Below are 19,653 nucleotides of genomic sequence, written 5' to 3' on the forward strand. Positions count from 1 at the left end.
TGCCAGCCCGCTCAGAGATGTGTATAAGAGACAGGTCTTCACCAACGACCCCGCGGTCATTACCCAAAGTGCGACCTTCCTCCGGTTCTCCGCCCTGTCGTTCGGATTCATCGGCGTCATGCGGGCGTACACCGGCGGGTTCCGGGGGGCAGGGAAGACGATGATCGCCGCCGCGGTCTCGGTGATCTCGCTCGGACTCGTTCGGTTGCCGATCGCGTGGCTCGGGACGGCAGCGCTGGGAACTGTCGGACTCTGGATCGCGTTCCCGGTTTCGAACGTTGCCGGCGGTCTCGTCGCGTATCTGTGGTTCAAACGAGGGAGCTGGCGCGAGGGAGATCTCACCGATTCGGATGCCGGTACAGACGTCGCCGGAGCGGAAGCGTCGTCGATGGACGACTGACGTCGATGGTCGACGGCTAAATCGACCACACTCCACACGACGATCGACGCACAGCGGTGGACTGACCGATTGCCAAAGGGTACTTACCCCGGAAGGCGGTATTATCGCGTAATGAGTGCCCAGGAAGCCGAACAGTCCGACCGGAAGAAATACGAGTTCCGGAAGGTCATCGAGGATCTGAAGGAGTACGAAGGATCAGGAACGCAGCTCGTTTCGATCTACGTCACGCCGGGCGAGATGATCAGTGACATCGTCGCGCACGTCAACGAGGAGTACTCCGAGGCGTCGAACATCAAGTCGAAACAGACCCGGACCAACGTCCAGGACGCGCTGAAGTCGATCAAGGACCGCCTCCGATACTACGACAACCCCCCCGAAAACGGGATGGCGGTGTTCAGCGGCGCGATCGATACTGGAGGGGGGCGGACCGACATGGTCACCCGGGTTCTCGAAGATCCGCCCCAACCCATCCAGTCGTCGCTGTACCGGTGTTCCTCGGAGTTCGTGACCGAGCCCTTAGAGCACATGCTCGCCGATCAGGGACTGTTCGGGCTGATCGTTCTCGACCGGCGGGAGGCGAACGTGGGCTGGCTCCGTGGCAAGCGCGTCGTTCCCGTCAAGTCCGCATCCTCGCTGGTCCCCGGAAAGCAGCGAAAGGGTGGTCAGTCCGCCCAGCGGTTCGCCCGCCTGCGGCTGGAGGCGATCGACAACTTCTATCAGGAGGTCGCGGGGATGGCGAACGACCTGATGGTGCCCGAGCGCCACGAGATCGACGGCATCCTGGTGGGTGGACCCTCACCCACCAAAGACGAGTTCCTCGACGGCGATTACCTCCACCACGAGCTCGGCGAGGAGGTGATCGGGAAGTTCGACGTGGCGTACACCGACGAATCGGGCCTCTCCGATCTCGTGGATTCGGCGGGCGACGCGCTCGCCGATCAGGAGGTAATGCAGGACAAAGCCGAGATGGAGGAGTTCTTCGCTGAACTCCACGGCGGCGATCTCGCGACCTACGGGTTCGGCCCCACGCGGGAAAACCTCGTGCTCGGCTCGGTCGATCGGCTCCTCATCTCCGAGGAGCTCCGCGACGACGTCGTGATCTACGAGTGTCCGGATGGCCACGAGGACCGCAAGCTCGTCGGTCGGCGAAGCGACACGCCGGAACACACCTGTGAGAAGTGTGGTGCGGAGCCGGAAGACATCGAGCGCGAGGACGCGATCGAGCATCTGATGGAAATCGCCGACAGCCGCGGTACGGAGACCAAGTTCATCTCCGAGGACTTCGAGAAGGGCGAGCAGCTCCTGAACGCGTTCGGCGGGATCGCCGGAATCCTCCGCTACTCGACAGGAGTCTGACGCGCCCCATCCGAAACCGGACGCCAGCAGTCGGTTTGACTGAGCGAAACCGTCGGCGGGGCGAAGCAAATTATATAACCGCCCGGGTGGAGAGAATACGTAACGATCCATGGTCTCGCCCGGCAAACTCACCGCTCTCACGGCGCTCGCGGACGGTTCGGCTCCGGAGTACGAACCCACGATCGATCCCGACACCGGCGCGGTCAGCTATCCGGAGGTGGCGCGGTTGCTCGACGACGAGGATCCGACCGCCTTCGAGGCGCTCGAATCGCTGGCTCGTCGCGAGATCCTCGGCAAGACCTTCGAGGAGAAGGTGTACGTCTGTCCCGGCTGCGGGGCCGAGGGGATGCAGTACACCACGGCCTGTCCGGGCTGTGGCTCGGGGTACACCATCGAGACGGAACTGTTCGAACATCTCGACTGTGGCCACATCGCACCCCGAGTAGAGTTCGAGGCGGGTCCGGACGAGCTCGTCTGTCCCGGGTGCGAGGCGACGCTCGACGAGGCCACCGAGAACGTCGAGCAGGGCATGCGCCACGTCTGTCAGGACTGTGATTCGTACTTCGAACAGCCCGAACACGGCCTCCGGTGTCGTGAGTGTACGGACATCTACGTGCCGAGCGAAGGGAAAGAGCGCGTGCTCTGTCGGTACAGCCTCACCGATTCGGGCCAGCGATGGGTCGAGACCCAGCTTTCGGCCCGCGAGTCGGTCGTCGAACTGCTGACCGATCGCGGGTTCGACGCGAGCGCGAACACGACGGTCCAGGGCGACTCCGGAACGGACCATCCGGTGCACGTCTACGGCGAGGACGAACTCCTCGACAGCCGGATCGTGGTGGCGATCCACGAGCGCCCCGATCGAGAGGACGCTGCCGAACTCCGTGACGTCGCTGCCGATCTCGACGCGCGGCCCATGATGGTCACCACGCTCGGCTCGGTCGCGACCTCGGTGGCCACCCTCGCCGAGCGCGACGACCTCCGCATCCTGAGTGCGCAGACCGACGGCACGCTCGAACACGACTACGAGGTGACCGACGACCCGCGCACGACACAGTCACTGGTCCAGCGGATCGCCTCGGCCGTCAAACAGCCCTGATCCGGCCGCGACGACCGACCGGTTTTTCGCGTCACTCGCGAACGCTTTCGAGCTGCCGTCGTCGCCGTCCGAGATCCACCTGCGGGTCGAGGTCGGGATCGGCCGCGAGGCGGTCGAGCACCAGTAGCGGGTCCACACCACCACGTTCGACACGCTCCAGGAGTGCTTCGACCTCGGATCGGTAGACTGCGAGCGAGTCGAGTAATCCTATCGCGAGCGCCATCGGCACCGCCGCCTCGTTCGTCGGGAAGTCGGGACTCACCGCAGTGAAATCGACTTTCGAGTCCGTGGCCACCTCCGGGGCCGGGTGGAGCGCGAGGCAGTGCGTACAGAGCGCGACCGCCGTTTCGTCGCCGGGAACGTACTCGCGGAAATCGTCGGGAACGGCGAACGTGACGGTCTCGCTTTCGCAGTCGGGACAGTCCATGATCGGTGGAGTACGGGCGCAGTAAAAATGTGGGTGCCGTCAGTCCGAGGTAACGGCGACTTCGCCTTCGGGCCGCTCTTCGGTTTCGGCCGCGGCTTGCTCGCGGGCCTCGCTCTCGGCCTCTTCCTTTTTGTTCTTGATCTTCTTCATTCGGAAGATCTCCTCGCGCTCTTGCTCTTCGAGCTTCTGCTCGATGTACTCCTGGTTCTCCTTGAGTTCGGGCAGGAGTTTGAACTCGAGGGCGTTGACCCGACGCTTGGTGGTTTCGATCTCGTGGAGCATCTTCTTCATCGCGGTCTCGACCTCGGCCGCGAGGATGATGGATTCGATCAGCTCCTCGTAGGCGTCGGCGGCCTCGTCGATGCGCGCGCTCGTGCCCATCACGCCGTAGCCACGCTCCGCGAGGTCCTTTTTGACCTTCGAGGACTCGATCTGAGGGACCACCACGCCCATGATGTTGTGTGACTGGAGCGTGATCTCGGGGTAGTCTTCGAGCGCCGCCGCCGCGCCACGGACCTCGAGGTCGCCGTCCATCGCGCGGGCGATGTCGATGGCCTCTTGGGCGTCTTCGTAGTCGTCGGCGAGCCCCGAGCGGACGTCCTGGGCCTGATCGAGGATGTCCATGAACTCCATGATCAGGCCGTCGCGTTTCTTCTCCAGGGTGTCGTGGCCGCGCTCGGAGAGGTCGATCCGGTCCTCGATCGCCATCAGGTTCTTGCGCGTGGGTTTGACGTCGGTGGCCATTTGAGTGGGGCTAACGGGGCGAGGCTCTTAAGCCTCGGCCTCCGCCTCGGCGGACTCCTCGCTCGCCTCGTCCGCTGCGTCCTCGTCGGCGGTCTCGGTCGTGACGTCCTCGCGGTAGTACTCCTCGATGAGCTCCTCGTCGATCCGATTGAGCTCCGTCTTGGGGAGCGTCGAGAGCAGCTCCCAGCCGATATCGAGGGTTTCCCCGATGTCGCGGTTCGTGTCGAAGCCCTGATCGACGAACTCGTTTTCGAAGCGGTCGGCGAGGTCGAGATACAGGTTGTCCCGCTCGGAGAGCGCCTCCCGACCCACGATGTTCACGAGGTCCCGGAGGTCCTCACCCTCCGCGTAGGCCGCGTAGAGCTGGTCGGAAACGTCGCCGTGGTCCCCGCGAGTCAGTCCCTCGCCGATCCCGTCGTCCATCAGCCGAGAGAGGCTGGGGAGGACGTTGACCGGCGGCTGCACACCTTGAGAGTTGAGGTCTCGATCCATCATGATCTGACCCTCGGTGATGTACCCGGTCAGGTCGGGGATCGGGTGGGTGTCGTCGTCGCCGGGCATCGTCAGGATCGGGATCTGGGTCACCGATCCCTCGCGGCCCTTGATCCGACCCGCCCGCTCGTAGAGCTGGGCGAGGTCGGTGTACATGTAGCCGGGGTACCCACGCCGGCCGGGAACCTCTTCCCGAGCGGCACCGATCTGGCGGAGCGCCTCACAGTAGTTGGTCATGTCCGTCAGGATCACGAGGACGTGATACCCCTTCTCGAAGGCGAGATACTCCGCGGTCGTGAGCGCGAGCCGCGGGGTGATCTGGCGCTCCACGGCGGGGTCGTCCGCGAGATTTGCGAAGACGACCGAGCGTTCGAGCGCGCCGGTGCGCTCGAAGTCCGCGAGGAACTCGTTCGACTCCTCGGCGGTGATCCCCATCGCCGCGAACACCACCGCGAACTCCGAGCTCTCGTCGTCCGCTGCCTCGACATCCGCCGCTTCGTCGCCGTCGGTGTCCCCACTCTCGGTAGCGTCGTCGGTCTCTTCCTCGGGCACCGACGCCTGGCGCGCGATCTGGAGTGCGAGGTCGTTGTGGGGCAGCCCCGACCCGGAGAAGATCGGGAGCTTCTGGCCCCGTACCAAGGTATTCATCCCGTCGATCGCCGACACGCCGGTTTGAATGAACTCCTCTGGGTACTCCCGCGCCGTGGGGTTGATCGCCGCGCCCACGATGTCCTGGCGCTCGTCGGGGACGATCTCGGGGCCATCGTCGATCGGGCGGCCCGAGCCGTCGAGCACCCGTCCCAGGAGGTCCTCAGTGACGGGCATCTTCATCGTCTCGCCGAGGAACCTGACAGAGGCGTCGCGGTTGATGCTGCCGGTCCCCTCGAACACCTGGATCGAGGCGTATTCTTCAGTTGATTCGAGCACCTGGCCGCGCTTCTGGTCGCCGTTCGGCAGTTCGATCTCGACGATCTCGTCGTACCCCACCGGTTCGTCGATCTCGACGAACACCAGCGGCCCGCTGATCTCCTCGATCGTTTGATATTCTTTCATTGGTAGTTCAGTATTTCTCCCGGAGCTGGCTCTCGATGCTGTCCTCGACGTCGTCGATGAATTCCTCGTACTCCTCGGTCGTGCCGATCCGGTTCAGTCGCGGTGCGGCGTCGATGTCGGTGATCTCCTCGACCGGCACGCCGGCGTCGAGCGCCGCGAACGCCTCGTCGTTGTAGGTCTTGATCGCGCCCATGAGGAGGTAGGTCTTCTCCGGCGAGCAGTACGCGTCGGTGTCGTCGAGTGCGTTCTGCTGGAGGAACGCCTCGCGGAGGTAGCGCGCGATATCGAGGGTGAGCTGCTGGTCGTCCGGCAGCGCGTCCTCGCCGACGAGCTGGACGATCTCCTGGAGCTCGCTCTCCTCGTCCAGGGTGTCGATCGCCCACTGGCGGACATCGGGCCAGTCCTCGGCGACGTTCTCCTCGAACCACGGATCGAGCTGGTCCCGATACAGTGAGTACGACTCGTCCCAGTTGATCGCGGGGAAGTGCCGGCGCTCGGCGAGGTCGTTGTCGAGCGCCCAGAACGTCTTCACGATCCGCAGCGTGTTCTGGGTTACTGGCTCCGAGAAGTCACCACCCGGCGGGGAAACAGCGCCGACCGCCGAGATCGATCCTTCAGTACCGTTGATGTTCTGGAAGTAGCCCGCACGCTCGTAGAACTCCGAAAGGCGCGCCGCGAGGTAGGCGGGATACCCCTCCTCGCCGGGCATCTCCTCCAGCCGCGAGGAGATCTCCCGCATCGCCTCGGCCCATCGCGAGGTCGAATCCGCCATCAGCGCCACGTCGTAGCCCATGTCGCGGTAGTACTCGGCGATGGTGATTCCGGTGTAGACACACGACTCACGCGCCGCGACCGGCATGTTCGAAGTGTTCGCGATGAGACACGTCCGGCTCATCAGCGGTTTCCCGGTGTTCGGGTCTTCGAGCTCGGGGAAGTCGTCGATCACCTCGGTCATCTCGTTGCCCCGCTCGCCACAGCCGATGTAGATCACGATATCGGCGTCGGCGAACTTCGCGAGGCTCTGCTGGGTGACCGTTTTGCCGGAGCCAAAGGGCCCCGGGATCGCCGCCGTGCCGCCCTTCGCGAGCGGGAACAGCCCGTCCTGAACGCGCTGACCCGTTACTAGGGGCGTGGTCGGCGTCTCCTTGTCGAGCGTGGGGCGGGCCTCACGCACCGGCCACTCCTGGTGCATCGTGACGGCTTCGCCGGAGTCGAGTGCCACAACTGTGTCCTCGACGGTGAGCTCGCCTTCCTCGACGTTCGTGACTTCGCCGCCCTCGTAGTCCGGCGGCACGAGCACCTTGTGTTCGATGCTCTCGGTTTCCGGCACCGTGCCGACGATGTCGCCGGCCTCGACCGTGTCGCCTTCCTCGACGGTGGGGGTGAACGCCCACGTCTCGTCCATGTCGATCCCCGGGGCGTCCACACCCCGGTCGAGAAACGCGCCCATCTGCTCTTCGAGCACGTCCAGCGGGCGCTGAACGCCGTCGTAGATCGAGTAGAGCATTCCCGGACCGAGATCGACCGAGAGCGGTTCGCCAGTGTTCGCGACGGGTTCGCCCGGCGCGACGTTCGAGGTTTCCTCGTACACCTGGATCGTCGTCCGGTTCCCTTCGATCTCGATGACCTCGCCCATCAGCCCTTCCTCACCGACGTACACCACGTCGTTCATCCGGGCTCCGAGGTCCGTGGCGACCACGACGGGGCCGCTCACGCTCGCGATCGTACCGTCTTCCGTGACCTGTGTCTCCGTTGCTTGACTCATTGTGTTACTGGTCGTCGTCCATCAAGTCGATGCCGATGGCGCGTTTGATCTGCCCCCGCAGTCCGCCGGTTCCCGCACCCTCGCCACCGAGCGTCACGAGCGTGGGTTCGATACTGCTTTCCGCATCCTGTCGCACGCCGCGCGAGAGATACTCCATGTCGTCGTCGGCCATCACCACGATCCCGACGTCGTCGTCCGCGAACACGCGCTCGACCGCGCCGTCGAGCGTGTCCGCCTTCTCGTCGTCGGGGACGTTCTCGAACGTCCGAACGCCCGCGAGTCGAAAGCCCGTGGTGAACTCCGGACTCCCGACGACCGCGATCTCCTGACTCATGGTGCATCCATCGGCGGGTGTTGGGTACCCGTCGGTTTCGGCCTGTCGGTCATAGCATCACCAGTTCGTCCTCGATGGTGTCGGGATCGAGTCCGGCTTCCTTACCCCGAGCGATCGCCCGGACGTTCTCGACCTCGCGCATCTTCGCGAGGACGAACGCGAACACCGGACAGACCGACAGCGGGTAGCGATTCGAGAGCGTGCGCGAGTACTCGAGCAACGCCGCGTCGAGCGCGCGTTCGAACCCGCGCAGGCTCGCGGCGGTGTCGAGCTCGGAAAGCGCGGCGTCGAGATCGTCGCCGTAGGGGCTCTCGCGCAGCCGCGCGACCAGCTCGTCCGTGTTGGCGACGAGCTGGCTGATCTCGCTCTCGTCGAACAGCCGCCCGCCCGAGATGTAGTACTCGGCGGGGTCCATCTCCGCACCGCTCCGGGAGAGCCGCAGCGCGTTCCGGATGTTCCGGAAGTCGATCTCGCTTTCGAGGAAATCGACGTACAGCTCGGTCGCGCGATCCGGCTCGTTCGGCAGTCCCTCAGTAAGGGCCTCGTAGAACGCCCGATCGACCGCGTTTTCGAGCGGGACGAGCAGCGAGCGCTCCTCGTACTCCTCGTAGGCGTTCGCGAGCGGTTCGCCGAACAGGGTGTCGTCGAGCAGCGTGACGACCTCGTCGATCGAACCAGCCCCGAGGAGTCGATCGATGCGTTCGTCGCTGAACTCGCCGGCCCTGATCAGGTCGACGTCGATCGCTTCGCGGTCGGCGTCGGAGTACAGCCCCCGAAGGATGGTCTTGACGTTCCACGCGTCGAACTGCCGGAGGTAGCGCGCGATGTAGTCGTACAGCGTGCCGTCGGCGAACCGAAGCAGATCGTCGAAGTGGTTCGCGAGATTGCGGTGGAGCGCGTTCTCGATGAGGTCCACACCGGAGTGGCGGCTCCCGAGCGCGTTCATCTCCGCCTCGTACTCGCTTTCCTCCATGAACCGCGCGATCTCGCTCGGCCCCATCCGGATCAGCTTCCGGTAGTCGTCCTCGTCGAACAGCCGCGACCGTCGCGAGCGAACGCGCGCGATGACGTACTCGTAGTTCGACTCGCCCGAACCCGATCGAACGCTCATTGCTCGAACAGTCGCTGGCTGATTGCCTGGAGTCTGTCCTCCCAGACGCTATCGAGCACCGAGTCGAACGTGTTGTTCACCCGCACCCGCGAGGCGTCGCTCTCGGCGACCACGCCGCCGAGGCATTCGATCTCGCCAGCGTGCTCGAACCCGTCGTACTCCGCGACGAGCGATTCGAGCAGGTCGGCGTCGTCTGCTCGTCCCGAAATCCGCACCGTGTCGCCCTCGTCGAACTCCGCGGCAGCGTCGTCGAGCAACGTGCGCGTGAGCTCCTCACGTCGTTCGCCGGAGAGGGCGGCGACGCGGGACTCGGCCTCCTCGCGCGTCTCTTCGAGGACGATGCGGCGGCCTTCGAGGCGCTTCTGTTTGGCCTCCAGCTTCGCACTGGAGAGTTTCTGTTCACGTTCCTGTTCGATCCGGCGTTCGATCTCGCGTTCGCGCTCGGCGCGGATCTCCTCGGCATCGGCCTCGGCCTCGGCGACGATCTCCTCGGCACGCTCGTCGGCCTCGTTCCGGATGCGTTCGGCCCGGTCTCTTGCGTCGTCTTTGATGTCCTCCGCAACCGTATCGAGACTCATAGTGGTGAAAAAGCGGGAGTTACGTTGCGATGAAGAGGGTGACGAACGCGATGATGATGAGCGTCTCCGGCAGGGCGGTGAAGATCAGCGCCTGCACGAACATGTCGTCGTCCTCGGCGACCGCACCGACCGCCGCCGCGCCGATCGAGCGCTGGGCGAGGCCCGTGCCGAGCGCACCGAGACCGACCGCGAGTGCTGCCATACCCTGGTTACCGATGGCTGGGCTGCCCTGCTGCAGTACGAGTTCCGTCAGTGCTGGGATGATTTCGAGCATTGGATGAGATTCCGTTGGCTTGGTCTTCCGACGGCCGAGAGTTGGTCCCGAAGTAGGCATAAAACTTCCTAAATCGGTCGAGAGACGCGCCCAGGTCCGTGGACTGTGACGTTGCGACGGACCGGAAAAAGAACACGAACGATCGGTCACTCTACCCCCGGTCAGCGGGGGACGAACGCTACTCGTCGGTGGTGAACCGACGGGCGTACCCGAACGGGTCGTAGGCGGCCCCGCTGCCCTCGTAGAACTTCGAGAAGAACTCGAAGTACTCCAGCCGGATCGACTGGATCCCCGCCGAGGTGACCCCCAGCAAGAGGACGACGAGATGGCCAACCAGCAGCACGACGACGGCGAGCAGGATCGACACCGGCCCGCCGTGGATCAACCCCGTGCCGAGCGCGCCGAGGAGTTCGGCCTCCTCGGGGATGTGGCCGGGATCGTAGATGAAGTGGTACTCGCCCTCGGTGACGTACACCCCGAGCACGAGGAGGTTGACCGCAAAGGCCATCCCCGCCTTCGCCAGCAACACAGCGGCGATCCGGAGGTACGACAGCACGTGTGCGAGCACCTGGTGAGCCTCGACGAGCTCGTGGGTCGGACCGACGGCCAACAGCCCGAGACCGGCGAAGAACGCAACGCCGCCGACGATCCCGACCCACGCCGGGAAGCCGGTGAAGCCGAGCTCGAACGCCGCCACATCACCGCTGCTGAACACCTCGAAGAGGAGGTCGGGCTTCGACCCGTCGAACAGCCGGCTGAAGATGAACAGCCAGAGCCCGTTCAGTGCGAGCAGCCACGAGCCGGTCTCCTTCAGCGCGTCGGCGAACCCGTGGAAGGTGTACTCCTCGATGAACTCGAAGATCCACGCGAGATTGAGGTGAAGGATCCCGAACAGTGCGGTGACGACGAACCACGTCCGGGCCCAGTAGCTGGTCGCGGGCGAGAGCCCCTTCTCGATCGGCGCGTGCGAGAGGCCGACGACGCCTTCCCAGAGATACGTCGAGACCAGATGCAGTCCGAAGATCTCGCCGTAGAGCACGCCGAACACGGTCGTCGAGATGCCGGCCGCGAGCGCGACCGCACCGAACCGCTGGTACGTGTCGGAGTCGAAGCCGTTGTACACCCAGTAGCCGATCCCGGTGTAGATCAGCCCGTAGCCGACGTCGCCGATCATGAACCCGAACATCAGCGGGAACGTCAGGAACAGGATGATCGTCGGATCGAACTCGGCGTACGACGGCCGCCCGACCGCCTTCGTCAGGAGTTCGAACGGCCGTACTCCCTTCGGGTTCTTCTGGACGACCGGCGGCTCGCCGTCGGCCATCCGGGCTTCGGTCCCACCGTCGGACTCGCTTCGCTCGATCGGCGAGGATCGCCTCGCTTCGCTCGGCTCACCCCCATCCGCTTCAAGTCGGTCGTCCGATTCGTTTTCGTCGTCCAGCGGCTGCAGCCCGCTCGACTGCTTGCTGTCAGCGTTCCCACCGTCAGCAGCGGTTTCGGGGTCGCCTACACCGGGTTCGGTCGGGCCGGTCGGTTCGCGGTCGGCGACCTGGCCGCTGCTGTCGTAGGCGGCACGTTCGAGCTCCTCGACCTCGCAGTGCTCGCCGACGCTGGCTTCGAGCGCCTCCGCGAGATCGACGAACTGCTCGGTCGGGAGCCAGCCCTCGGCCACGAACGCGTTCTTCGTGGTGGCGAAGGCGAGCGGGATCTCGCGCTTCTCGACCTCGATGGTGAGCTGTTCTTCGGCCGCGAGCAGGAAGTCGCCGTGTTTCTCGCGGAGGTCGTCGAGCTCGGCCTCGACGGACTCGATCTCGCGATCGAGCTCCGCACGGCGATCGTCGAGGTCGTCGAGATACGCTGCGGGACTCTTTTCGGCGTCGGGGACCTCGATGGCCGCGAACTCCGCACCGACGAGCGCGTCTTCGAGCACGTCGCTCGATCCCGATGTCGGGTGCGCGAACACCGCGACCACGCCGTCCTCGGCGAACGTCTCGTACCGATCGACATCGTCGGCGGCGTCGAGCGTGTCCCGAACTGCTTGCTCGTCGCCCTCGCCGACGCTGGTTTCGAGCGAGTCGTACCCCGAGAGCAGATCGAGATCGATCCCGAGCGTTTCGAGCGGAGCCATCGCGCTGGCGCGCTCGTCGAGTTCGCGGCGCTCGTCACGGAGATCGTCGCGCCGATCGTCGCAGTCGTTGACCGCGCCGCGGACGCGTTCGAGCCGATCGGCGAGATCGTCAGTGTCGACGTGCTCGCCGGAGCCGTCGGGGTCGTCATCGAGATCGAGGATCGATTCGAGCGAGCGGACGGTGACGAGGCGTTCGGCGGCCGCGTCAGCGCCGGCGATCGGGTCGCCGGGTTCGAACCCCTCCCATGCGCCGTCGTAGTCGGTCACGTGGAGCAGGTTGAGATCGTGGGTGGTCTCAATCACGTCGTCGAGCACGCGCTTTGCGCCCGTGATCGACACCCGGCTCATCCGCTCTGGCCTAAGCATGAACCCTCTCTTCGAACTCGATGACGACGTACTCGGCCACGTCGTCGACGTTCTCCCTCGCGCGCGATTCGAGCTGCTCGCGCTCTTGTGCACCCGATTCGAGGATTGCCTCGCTCTCGGCCTCGATCTCCTCGCGCGCCGCATCGAGGCGCTCGGATTCGAGCTTGTCGGCCTCCTCGCGGGCGGATTCGCGGGTTTCCTCGGCCTCGCGCTCGGCCTCGGCGATGCGCTCCTCACGGTCTTCCTCGGCGGATTCGACGATCTCCTCGGCCTCGCGCTCGGCCGCCTGGATTCGGTCGAGAACCTCTGGCCTCGCCATAATCTTGTCTGAGCGGCCCTTGTGCGAGCGCCTATTTGGTAGTTGCGAATGCCGTGTGGAGTACGGCAGCGTCCCGTCGGTTGGCGAGTCGCCCTACTGATGTGTAGGGCCGGTGGCGCGCGGGAGGGCGTCTCCGACGCCCGACTCGTGCGAGGTCTGCGCGAGCGGTGCGAGCGGAGCGAATCGGTTGGGGAGGGAGTGGTCTGTGGCCACTCATTTGTGACGGGATAGGGGCGGACGAACCAGTACCGTGGTTACTCAAAACCGATCGAAAGCACTTATTCAGGAACGCGCGCGATCGTCGTGATTGCCCGCGGACTGCCGGGGCGGGCCTGCTGGATGTGATGCTCGAAATCCTCGAAGCCCGCCGCGTCGAACATCCGATCGGCTTCGTCCTCGTCGTAAAACAGCATGATCGCGTCGGCGAGCCGGCCGAACATCGACGACGTCGGCGCGTCGGGACCGACCACGAGCACGCCGCCGCCCGGCTCCACCACCCGGCGGAACTCGGCGAGCGCGGCGACCGGATCGGGCCAGTATTCGATCGATCCCGACGACCAGACCGCGTCGAAGGTGTCGTCGGCGAAGGGGAGCCGCTCGGCGTCGCCCCGATAAAATCGGACCTGATCGGTTTTCCCGAACTTCTCCCACGCGCGTTCGAGCTGGTGGCTGCTCTGATCGAGGCCGTGGACGTTGTCGGTGCGTTCGAGCAGGCCCTCGGTGGCAAAACCCGTGCCACAGCCCACGTCGAGCACCCGATCGTCGGGCGCGGGATCGAGCCAGTCGATGGCTTCGGCCCGCATCGTCTCGTTCCAGATGAACGGGTTGATCTCGTCGTAGACTCGGGAGAGATACTTGTAAAACACCCGCGCACGCGCCTTGTCTTCGAGCACTCCCATTGGTCACGGATTCGCCGGCTGTCGGCATAACTCTGGGGTATCTGTTTTCAGACAACCCGTCTAAGAGCGATCCGCACCGACGATACAACGAATCACGATCCAAGTGAGAGACCGCAGGCCACACCCTCCCCAACCGATTCGCCCCGTTCGCGTCGCTCACTCCGCTCATCCCTCGCGCGAGTCGCACGCCGCTGGCGTGCTCCCGCGCGCCACCGGCCCCAAACAGTTCTAATCGAAGACAGCCCAAATCATGCTCGCGCCGTGGCAGCCGCTGTTCCGTTGACATAGAATTTGACGGTTACTTCTGATCCGGGAGTGGGTTGTGGAGTATTTGAGGCAGCGATCGTTAGTGATGCCTTCTCACCCGCCATCCAGGTTTTGTTTGCGGTGTTACTGTTGAAGGGCCCTTCAGGACCAGACACGAACCCTGTCTTCGAAAAGAATGGAACATCTGGTTGGTGTTTGATGGACTGTCCATCAACGAACACCCGAACAGTGAGATCACGTGTGTCGATCGGATCACCACTTTCATGCACGAAAGTGAATTTTGGATTGCCATATTGATCGCCGTTTCCCCTATCAGCGGAGATCACAGCACTCGGCCCATCGTCTGTCTGCCCGCCGATCCCGACGACGAACACCGCGACGACACCGGCGAGCGTGACGACGACGGCGAGCATGAGAACGACGCCAACCACCGGGGCGACTGCACGGCGTGACACGCCACGCGGTAGTTCCGGTCTCGTATTTCAACCTTCGGCGGCGTGGGCGATTACGGCGAGGCGGGGGCGACGAGCGTCTGGTTCGTTGCGACGGCCGCGCTCGTCTCGACCCGCATGGACGATCCGTTCACGCGGGCCGTCACCGTGACGTTTCCGCGCGGTGCGACCGTCCACAGGCGGCCATCGGGTCCGGTTTCGCCCACCGTTCGGTTCTCGACCGTCACGGTGCCGTCGAGCCGTTTGCCGCTCTCGGTCGTCAGGAACACTTCGAGCGGACCGCTCGGGTGGGTGCGATTGACCACGAGTCGCCGGTTTTCGGTTGTGGTGGTCACCGGTGCGGCCGTCGGCAGCCGCGTCAGGGTCTTCTGCTGGTGTTCGACGAACACCTGGCTGGTGTTCTGATCGAGATACGCCGTGAGTCGGCCGTGGTCGTGCGAGAAGCGGAATCGGGAGATGCCGACTTGCTGGACGTTGCGCTGGCCTTTGGACCCGGAGTTGTTCTCGGCCCAGGGGTACAACGTCGCGCGTCGGTTGCGCACGTCCGTGTTGTTCTCGACGCTGCCCGCGGTGGCGTTGCGTTCACCCGGGAGATACGCCTCGCGAGAGTACTGTCCGTCGTCGACGGTCGCCAACACGACCCCATCGGCCGTCGTCTCGGCGTACACCCAGAGGGGTTCGAGGCGCTCCTCGCGGGTCGGGCCGATCCGGGCGACGCCGGACGGAACGTCGCTATCGACGGGGACCGTGTTCTCCCCGCGGAGCGCCGTTGTGATCCGATCGCGGACGGGCCCGCCGAACGGAGCGAGTTCGAACTGCCGGTTCTGTGCCCAGTTGATCACCGACGTACCGTCGATCGTCGACCGTGGGACCGAGTCCGCACGTCGCTGGAGCTCCCCGACGGCCGTTTCGAGCCGGTCGGCCGCAGCGCCGATCCGCGCGAGATCACGGAGAAACGCCTGTCCGGACAGCGATCCGTTGTTGTAGGCCGTGATCGTGGTGGCCTGTCGATCGTGGAGTGTCTCGATCCGCTCGTCGATTCGGGCGGCAGTCGCCTCGATCTGCTCGTGACGTGCCGCCACGGACTCGGTGTCCGAGAAGCGCTGTCGGAGCAGCTCCTGTTGAAACCGGCCGTCGAGCTGCTGGGTTTCGAGTGCGAGCGTTCCCGAAACGTCGATCGTCGCGCCATTGTACGCCGCGGTTTCGAGCGCATCGGGAGCGATACGGAGATACGAGGTCGTCTCGGTCGCCGGCGTGACCGGGGCCACCGAACTGGCGCGAGCCCCGTCCGGCGGGTGTGAAGCCGGAGCCGCGAGCGCGACCGGCGCGAGGACACAGCAGAGAGCGAGCACGAGTGCGATCGCGCGGCGCATCGGATGGACAGTCCGTCCCCGGTGCTATTAAAATCCCGGCCGAAACGTGGCTCGGGGGGGTCCGTACACGGAGATCCAGGGGATGAAAAGGGTTTTCGTGTCGGCCCGAGCAGAGTCGGGTATGCGTTTTCGGGCGGTGCTGTGCGCGCTCCTCGCCACCGTCGTCGCCGTCACCGCCGTCGGGCCGGCGATCGTGTACGGCCAGCCCGGGTCGGCCGTCGATCAGGCGGCGTCGCCGACCGACAGCGCCGACGCCGCCACGACCATCGCCATCCAGCCCCGACCGAACGGCGACGCTCGGTTTCAGGTCTCGACGCGCTTCGCGCTCACCAGTACGAACGAGACCAGAGCGTTCAGAACGATCGCGAGGGAGTTCGAAGAGAGCACCAACACCGATCCGATCCCGACGTTTCGGCGCGCCGCGACCGCGGCGAGCAACGCGACCCGCCGGCCGATGAACGTCACGAACGTCAACCGAACCGCGACGATCGTGGGCCAGAACGACACCAGCAAGAACGACACCGGCCAGCTCGTGGTCGCGTTCACGTGGACGAACTTCGCCCGGCAGAGCGACGACGAACTGATCGTCGGTGACGCGTTCAACACCAGCCAGAGCACCTGGCTCCCGTCGCTCACCACGGAGCAGACGTTGCGCATCGAAACACCCCGAGGGCACACCATCGATACCTCGCCGATCGGGTACACCAATCGCACGCTCGTGTGGAAGGGACCCCGATCGTTCGCTCCCGGGGAGCCGCGGGTGGTCTACGATCGCAGCGGCGCACCGCTCCAGCCGACGACCGGCGAGAATAACGGAAGTGGCGATGGCAACGGCGACACCGGACCGTTCACAGCAGTACCGCCGCTCGTGCTCGGAGCAGGAGTGATCGTGCTCGGGGCGGGGGCCGTCATCGTCGGGGCGTACACCTGGACGCGACGCGAGACGGACGACGACGGGGGTGCACCAGACGTCGCCGATAGCGAAACCGGATCAGGGACGACGGCGGCGACAGCACAAACGAAATCGGAGTCGGACGCTTCCGCCGCGGCGACCGCCGACCAACCCGACGACGAACCGCCCGACGACGAACTCCTCTCTGACGAGGAACGTGTCGAACGACTCCTCGAACGCAACGACGGCCGGATGAAGCAGGCCTCGATCGTCGACGAGACCGGCTGGTCGAACGCGAAGGTGTCCCAGTTGCTGTCGGCGATGGACGACACAGGGAGAATCGAGAAGCTCCGGATCGGCCGGGAGAACCTCATCAGCCTGCCCAACCGCGACGATGAGAGGGTTTGACGCTTTCGGAACCGTTAACATTCGCGGGCGGCGACTCCCGCTCGATGAAGATCCTCATCGCGGTAACGGAGGTGGCCGAAGTCGAGGACGACTTCGAAATCGATGGGTTGGCAGTCGCCGATCAGTACCTCGACTACGACCTCAACGAGTGGGACGACTACGCCATCGAGGCGGGCGTCCAGCTCCAGGAGGTGGGTGAGGAGGTTGAGGTCGTCTCGGTCACGGTCGGGCCCGAACGCTCCGAGGAGACCATTCGGATGGGACTCGCGAAAGGCGTCGACCGCGCGATCCGGGTCTGGGACGACGCGCTCGAAGGAGAGGGTCAGCTCGGCGTCGAGACCAAGGCCGATATCCTCGCGGCAGTCGCCGAGGACGAAGACCCCGATCTCGTGCTCACGGGCGTCCAGTCGAACGACGACGCCTTCGGGGCCACCGGCGTCTCGCTCGCCGACGAGATCGGCTTCGAGTGGGCCGCGGTCGTCAACGATCTCGACCTCGAACCAGGCGACGATGTCGCCTCGGTCCACCGCGAACTCGAAGGCGGCGTCGAGGAACTGACCGACGTGGAGCTCCCCGCCGTCCTCACCATCCAGACCGGGATCAACGAGCCCCGCTACGCGAGCCTTCGGGGAATCCGTCAGGCCCAGTCGAAGGAGATCGCGCCCAAGGACCTCGCGGATATCGGTCTCGACGCGTCGGTGACCGAGAGCCCGATCACGCTCACGCAGCTCTACGAGCCAGAAACCGAGAGCGACGCGACGGTGTTCGAGGGGAGTCCCGACGAGGAGGCCGACCAGCTGGCTGACCTGCTTCGCGACAAGGGGGTGGTCGAGGGATGACGGTTCTCGCCATCGCCGAACACCGCCGCGGTGACCTCCGTGACGTGAGCTTCGAACTCGCCACCGCGGGCCGCGAACTCGCCGACGCCACCGACGGCGACCTCCACCTCGCCGTGATCGGCGGCGCGGTCGAGGAGTTCGCCGACCGGCTCGACCGCGAGGGCGTCGACGTCGTCCACACGATCGACGAGGGCGAGGAGTTCAACCACGACGTCTACACCCAGGCGGTCGCCGCGCTCTACGATGAGGTCGAACCCGACACGCTGCTCATGCCGAACTCGGTCAACGGCCTCGACTACGCGCCCGCGGTCGCCAACCGGCTCTCGCTTCCGCTCGTGACTGACGCGATCGACATCGAGAGCGACGGCGTCCTCTCGGTGACCCGCGAGAAGTACGGCTCGAAGGTCGAAACAGTAGTCGAAGTCGACGCCAACCGCGCAGCGGTGACGGTTCGGCCGGGCGAGTGGCCGCCTGCGGAGGGAACCAACGGGGCCGAAATTCAGGAGTTCGACGCCGAGATCGACGAGTCGACGGTGCACTCGACGGTGACGGGATTCCAGGAAGTCGGCGGCGGTGACGTCGACATCAGCGAGGCCGACGTGCTGGTGTCGGTGGGCCGCGGGATCGAAGAGGAGGAGAACATCGCGCTGGTCGAGGCGCTGGCGGACACGCTCGACGCGACGCTCTCCTCGTCGCGGCCGATCGTCGACAACGGCTGGCTCCCGAAGAACCGTCAGGTCGGCCAGTCCGGCAAGGTCGTCACCCCGGACGTCTACATCGCGATCGGGATTTCGGGGGCTGTCCAGCACGTCGCCGGCATGAAAGGCGCGGAGACGATCGTCGCGATCAACACCGACCCGAACGCGCCGATCTACGACCTCGCGGACTACGGGGTCGTCGACGACCTCTTCGACGTGGTGCCGGCGCTGATCGAGGCGTTCGGCGGCGAGCCACCCGAAGTCTGAGAGTTCTCGGCTACCGCCGATCGTCACGTACTTTCACGCCGGGTCTAAAGAGCGGATAATGGAGTATCTCGAACGCCGGCGGGCGATGGTCGAGGAGCGCCTCGAAGCCGTCTGCGAGGCGTCCGAGCCCGACGATCTCACGGCCCAGCTCGAACACGTCGCGCTCTCTGGCGGCAAGCGCGTCCGGCCCACAGTCACAGTTTTGGCCTGCGAGGCCGCCGGCGGGGAGGGCGAAGACGCGGTCGATTTCGCGGTCGGGATCGAGCTGGTTCACAACGCGTCGCTCGTGGTCGACGACATCATCGACGAGTCGGACGTCCGCCGGGGAACCGACAGCGCGTGGGCGGCGTTCGGTCACGGCTCGGCGCTGATCGCTTCCGATGGGTTGCTCGGCGAGGCGTTCGCGCTCTTTGCGGCCGACGAGCGCGCGATGGAGGTCGTGAGCGAGGCGATGGTCGAACTCGGAGAGGGCGAGGCGACCGAACTCGTCGCTCACCCCACCACCCAGGCGGAGTACATGGAGCTCGCCCGCCGGAAGACAGGGGCGCTGTTTCGCGCGGCAGCCCAGCTGGGCGCGGTCGCGGCCGACGCCGATGCGGCCACGGTCGAGGCGTTCGGCGACTACGCAGAGGGTGTCGGGGTCGCTTTCCAGATCCGCGACGACGTGCTCGACGCGACCGCCGACGCCGACGACCTCGGCAAACCGACGGGGCAGGACAGCGCGATGGATCGGCCCTCGCTCGTCGAAGTCACCGATCTCGCACCGGAGGAAGCGAACGACCTCGCGCGCCGGACCGCCGACGACGCGCTCGCGGCGCTCGATTCGGTCGCGATCGACGACGAGCAGGCCGAGGAGTATCTTCGAGATCTCGCGGAGTTCGTGGTCGTCCGCGAGCGGTGAGCGGCCGGCGGCCGCGGCTGGCGGTTGCGGCGGCTGTGCGGACCTGGCGTCTCGGTGAGCGGAGCGAGTCGAGGCTCAGGAGAGCGAAGCTCTCCTGGCGTCTCGTGTGAGTGAAACGAGCACGAGGCTTGTCGGAGGTTTCTCTGACAGCGGATGAAGGGCGAGCACCCGAAGGGTGCGAGGGCTTCGGTGGTGCGGTCTGCGTAGCGGTCCT

The 19,653-nt window shown here is 65.5% G+C and carries 20 protein-coding genes; 7 read left to right on the forward strand and 13 right to left on the reverse strand.

Features of this window, described 5'->3' with window-relative positions; genetic code table 11:
* The 3 genes from C450_RS02460 to C450_RS02470 form a co-directional block, all read left to right on the forward strand.
* The coding region (locus tag C450_RS02460) for an MATE family efflux transporter (RefSeq protein WP_005039586.1) at positions 1 to 400 on the forward strand (400 nt) is incomplete at its 5' end.
* Positions 401 to 511: 111 nt separating this feature from the next.
* A complete protein-coding gene (prf1, locus tag C450_RS02465; protein WP_005039588.1) occupies positions 512 to 1,756 on the forward strand; it encodes a peptide chain release factor aRF-1 in 1,245 nt (414 codons plus the stop codon).
* Between the two features lie 109 nt (positions 1,757 to 1,865).
* Positions 1,866 to 2,852, forward strand: a complete 987-nt coding sequence (locus C450_RS02470) for a TackOD1 domain-containing metal-binding protein (RefSeq protein ID WP_005039590.1) — start codon at positions 1,866 to 1,868, stop codon at positions 2,850 to 2,852.
* Positions 2,853 to 2,883: 31 nt separating this feature from the next.
* Here C450_RS02470 and C450_RS02475 read toward each other — a convergent pair whose 3' ends face one another.
* From C450_RS02475 to C450_RS02535, 13 genes are all read right to left on the reverse strand, one after another.
* Complete coding sequence (locus C450_RS02475; RefSeq protein WP_005039592.1) at positions 2,884 to 3,279, reverse strand: DUF6276 family protein; 396 nt, start codon at positions 3,277 to 3,279, stop codon at positions 2,884 to 2,886.
* Positions 3,280 to 3,318: 39 nt separating this feature from the next.
* Complete coding sequence (locus C450_RS02480) at positions 3,319 to 4,023, reverse strand: V-type ATP synthase subunit D (RefSeq protein WP_005039595.1); 705 nt, start codon at positions 4,021 to 4,023, stop codon at positions 3,319 to 3,321.
* 27 nt (positions 4,024 to 4,050) lie between these two features.
* Positions 4,051 to 5,568, reverse strand: a complete 1,518-nt coding sequence (locus C450_RS02485; RefSeq protein WP_005039599.1) for a V-type ATP synthase subunit B — start codon at positions 5,566 to 5,568, stop codon at positions 4,051 to 4,053.
* A 7-nt stretch (positions 5,569 to 5,575) separates the two neighbouring features.
* Positions 5,576 to 7,333 (reverse strand): ATP synthase subunit A, encoded by a 1,758-nt coding sequence (locus tag C450_RS02490; protein WP_005039601.1) that lies wholly within the window; start codon positions 7,331 to 7,333, stop codon positions 5,576 to 5,578.
* A 4-nt stretch (positions 7,334 to 7,337) separates the two neighbouring features.
* A complete protein-coding gene (locus C450_RS02495; RefSeq protein WP_005039603.1) occupies positions 7,338 to 7,667 on the reverse strand; it encodes a V-type ATP synthase subunit F in 330 nt (109 codons plus the stop codon).
* A 49-nt stretch (positions 7,668 to 7,716) separates the two neighbouring features.
* Complete coding sequence (locus tag C450_RS02500; protein WP_005039605.1) at positions 7,717 to 8,778, reverse strand: V-type ATP synthase subunit C; 1,062 nt, start codon at positions 8,776 to 8,778, stop codon at positions 7,717 to 7,719.
* The gene (locus C450_RS02505) at positions 8,775 to 9,356 is read right to left on the reverse strand and encodes a V-type ATP synthase subunit E (RefSeq protein WP_005039608.1); all 582 of its coding nucleotides are present in this window, start codon (positions 9,354 to 9,356) and stop codon (positions 8,775 to 8,777) included. The genes C450_RS02500 and C450_RS02505 overlap by 4 nt, the downstream gene beginning before the upstream one ends.
* 19 nt (positions 9,357 to 9,375) lie before the next feature.
* Entirely contained in the window at positions 9,376 to 9,630 is a 255-nt protein-coding gene (locus C450_RS02510; RefSeq protein WP_005039611.1) for a hypothetical protein, read from the reverse strand.
* A 178-nt stretch (positions 9,631 to 9,808) separates the two neighbouring features.
* On the reverse strand, positions 9,809 to 12,106 hold the full coding sequence (locus tag C450_RS02515) for a V-type ATP synthase subunit I (RefSeq protein ID WP_005039613.1): 2,298 nt from the start codon (positions 12,104 to 12,106) through the stop codon (positions 9,809 to 9,811).
* A 10-nt stretch (positions 12,107 to 12,116) separates the two neighbouring features.
* Positions 12,117 to 12,443, reverse strand: coding sequence for an ATP synthase archaeal subunit H (gene ahaH, locus C450_RS02520; protein WP_005039616.1), 327 nt, complete (start codon positions 12,441 to 12,443; stop codon positions 12,117 to 12,119).
* A 278-nt stretch (positions 12,444 to 12,721) separates the two neighbouring features.
* Entirely contained in the window at positions 12,722 to 13,342 is a 621-nt protein-coding gene (locus C450_RS02525) for a methyltransferase domain-containing protein (RefSeq protein WP_005039618.1), read from the reverse strand.
* Between the two features lie 248 nt (positions 13,343 to 13,590).
* The gene (locus C450_RS20525; RefSeq protein ID WP_080510249.1) at positions 13,591 to 14,064 is read right to left on the reverse strand and encodes a type IV pilin N-terminal domain-containing protein; all 474 of its coding nucleotides are present in this window, start codon (positions 14,062 to 14,064) and stop codon (positions 13,591 to 13,593) included.
* Positions 14,065 to 14,114: 50 nt separating this feature from the next.
* Positions 14,115 to 15,434: a DUF7096 domain-containing protein gene (locus C450_RS02535; protein WP_005039623.1), complete on the reverse strand. Its 1,320-nt coding sequence runs from the start codon at positions 15,432 to 15,434 to the stop codon at positions 14,115 to 14,117.
* Positions 15,435 to 15,555: 121 nt separating this feature from the next.
* Here C450_RS02535 and C450_RS02540 point away from each other — a divergent pair, with 121 nt between their 5' ends.
* Genes C450_RS02540 through C450_RS02555 form a run of 4 tightly spaced genes read left to right on the forward strand, consistent with a single transcriptional unit; the run spans position 15,556 to position 19,439 of the window.
* Complete coding sequence (locus C450_RS02540) at positions 15,556 to 16,734, forward strand: helix-turn-helix transcriptional regulator (RefSeq protein ID WP_005039625.1); 1,179 nt, start codon at positions 15,556 to 15,558, stop codon at positions 16,732 to 16,734.
* Between the two features lie 44 nt (positions 16,735 to 16,778).
* Complete coding sequence (locus C450_RS02545; RefSeq protein ID WP_005039629.1) at positions 16,779 to 17,573, forward strand: electron transfer flavoprotein subunit beta/FixA family protein; 795 nt, start codon at positions 16,779 to 16,781, stop codon at positions 17,571 to 17,573.
* Complete coding sequence (locus C450_RS02550; RefSeq protein WP_005039631.1) at positions 17,570 to 18,538, forward strand: electron transfer flavoprotein subunit alpha/FixB family protein; 969 nt, start codon at positions 17,570 to 17,572, stop codon at positions 18,536 to 18,538. The genes C450_RS02545 and C450_RS02550 overlap by 4 nt, the downstream gene beginning before the upstream one ends.
* Positions 18,539 to 18,596: 58 nt before the next feature.
* A complete protein-coding gene (locus C450_RS02555) occupies positions 18,597 to 19,439 on the forward strand; it encodes a polyprenyl synthetase family protein (RefSeq protein ID WP_005039634.1) in 843 nt (280 codons plus the stop codon).
* Positions 19,440 to 19,653 lie beyond the last annotated feature (214 nt).

The sequence above is a fragment of the Halococcus salifodinae DSM 8989 genome, assembly GCF_000336935.1.
Lineage (GTDB): Archaea > Halobacteriota > Halobacteria > Halobacteriales > Halococcaceae > Halococcus > Halococcus salifodinae.

What these genes read in the sequence shown, in the direction of transcription:
- prf1 (WP_005039588.1), top strand. Translation starts at nt 512, where the DNA reads ATGAGTGCCCAGGAAGCCGAACAGTCCGACCGGAAGAAATACGAGTTC.
- C450_RS02470 (WP_005039590.1), top strand. Translation starts at nt 1,866, where the DNA reads ATGGTCTCGCCCGGCAAACTCACCGCTCTCACGGCGCTCGCGGACGGT.
- C450_RS02475 (WP_005039592.1), bottom strand. Translation starts at nt 3,279, where the DNA reads ATGGACTGTCCCGACTGCGAAAGCGAGACCGTCACGTTCGCCGTTCCC.
- C450_RS02480 (WP_005039595.1), bottom strand. Translation starts at nt 4,023, where the DNA reads ATGGCCACCGACGTCAAACCCACGCGCAAGAACCTGATGGCGATCGAG.
- C450_RS02485 (WP_005039599.1), bottom strand. Translation starts at nt 5,568, where the DNA reads ATGAAAGAATATCAAACGATCGAGGAGATCAGCGGGCCGCTGGTGTTC.
- C450_RS02490 (WP_005039601.1), bottom strand. Translation starts at nt 7,333, where the DNA reads ATGAGTCAAGCAACGGAGACACAGGTCACGGAAGACGGTACGATCGCG.
- C450_RS02495 (WP_005039603.1), bottom strand. Translation starts at nt 7,667, where the DNA reads ATGAGTCAGGAGATCGCGGTCGTCGGGAGTCCGGAGTTCACCACGGGC.
- C450_RS02500 (WP_005039605.1), bottom strand. Translation starts at nt 8,778, where the DNA reads ATGAGCGTTCGATCGGGTTCGGGCGAGTCGAACTACGAGTACGTCATC.
- C450_RS02505 (WP_005039608.1), bottom strand. Translation starts at nt 9,356, where the DNA reads ATGAGTCTCGATACGGTTGCGGAGGACATCAAAGACGACGCAAGAGAC.
- C450_RS02510 (WP_005039611.1), bottom strand. Translation starts at nt 9,630, where the DNA reads ATGCTCGAAATCATCCCAGCACTGACGGAACTCGTACTGCAGCAGGGC.
- C450_RS02515 (WP_005039613.1), bottom strand. Translation starts at nt 12,106, where the DNA reads ATGAGCCGGGTGTCGATCACGGGCGCAAAGCGCGTGCTCGACGACGTG.
- ahaH (WP_005039616.1), bottom strand. Translation starts at nt 12,443, where the DNA reads ATGGCGAGGCCAGAGGTTCTCGACCGAATCCAGGCGGCCGAGCGCGAG.
- C450_RS02525 (WP_005039618.1), bottom strand. Translation starts at nt 13,342, where the DNA reads ATGGGAGTGCTCGAAGACAAGGCGCGTGCGCGGGTGTTTTACAAGTAT.
- C450_RS02535 (WP_005039623.1), bottom strand. Translation starts at nt 15,434, where the DNA reads ATGCGCCGCGCGATCGCACTCGTGCTCGCTCTCTGCTGTGTCCTCGCG.
- C450_RS02540 (WP_005039625.1), top strand. Translation starts at nt 15,556, where the DNA reads ATGCGTTTTCGGGCGGTGCTGTGCGCGCTCCTCGCCACCGTCGTCGCC.
- C450_RS02545 (WP_005039629.1), top strand. Translation starts at nt 16,779, where the DNA reads ATGAAGATCCTCATCGCGGTAACGGAGGTGGCCGAAGTCGAGGACGAC.
- C450_RS02550 (WP_005039631.1), top strand. Translation starts at nt 17,570, where the DNA reads ATGACGGTTCTCGCCATCGCCGAACACCGCCGCGGTGACCTCCGTGAC.
- C450_RS02555 (WP_005039634.1), top strand. Translation starts at nt 18,597, where the DNA reads ATGGAGTATCTCGAACGCCGGCGGGCGATGGTCGAGGAGCGCCTCGAA.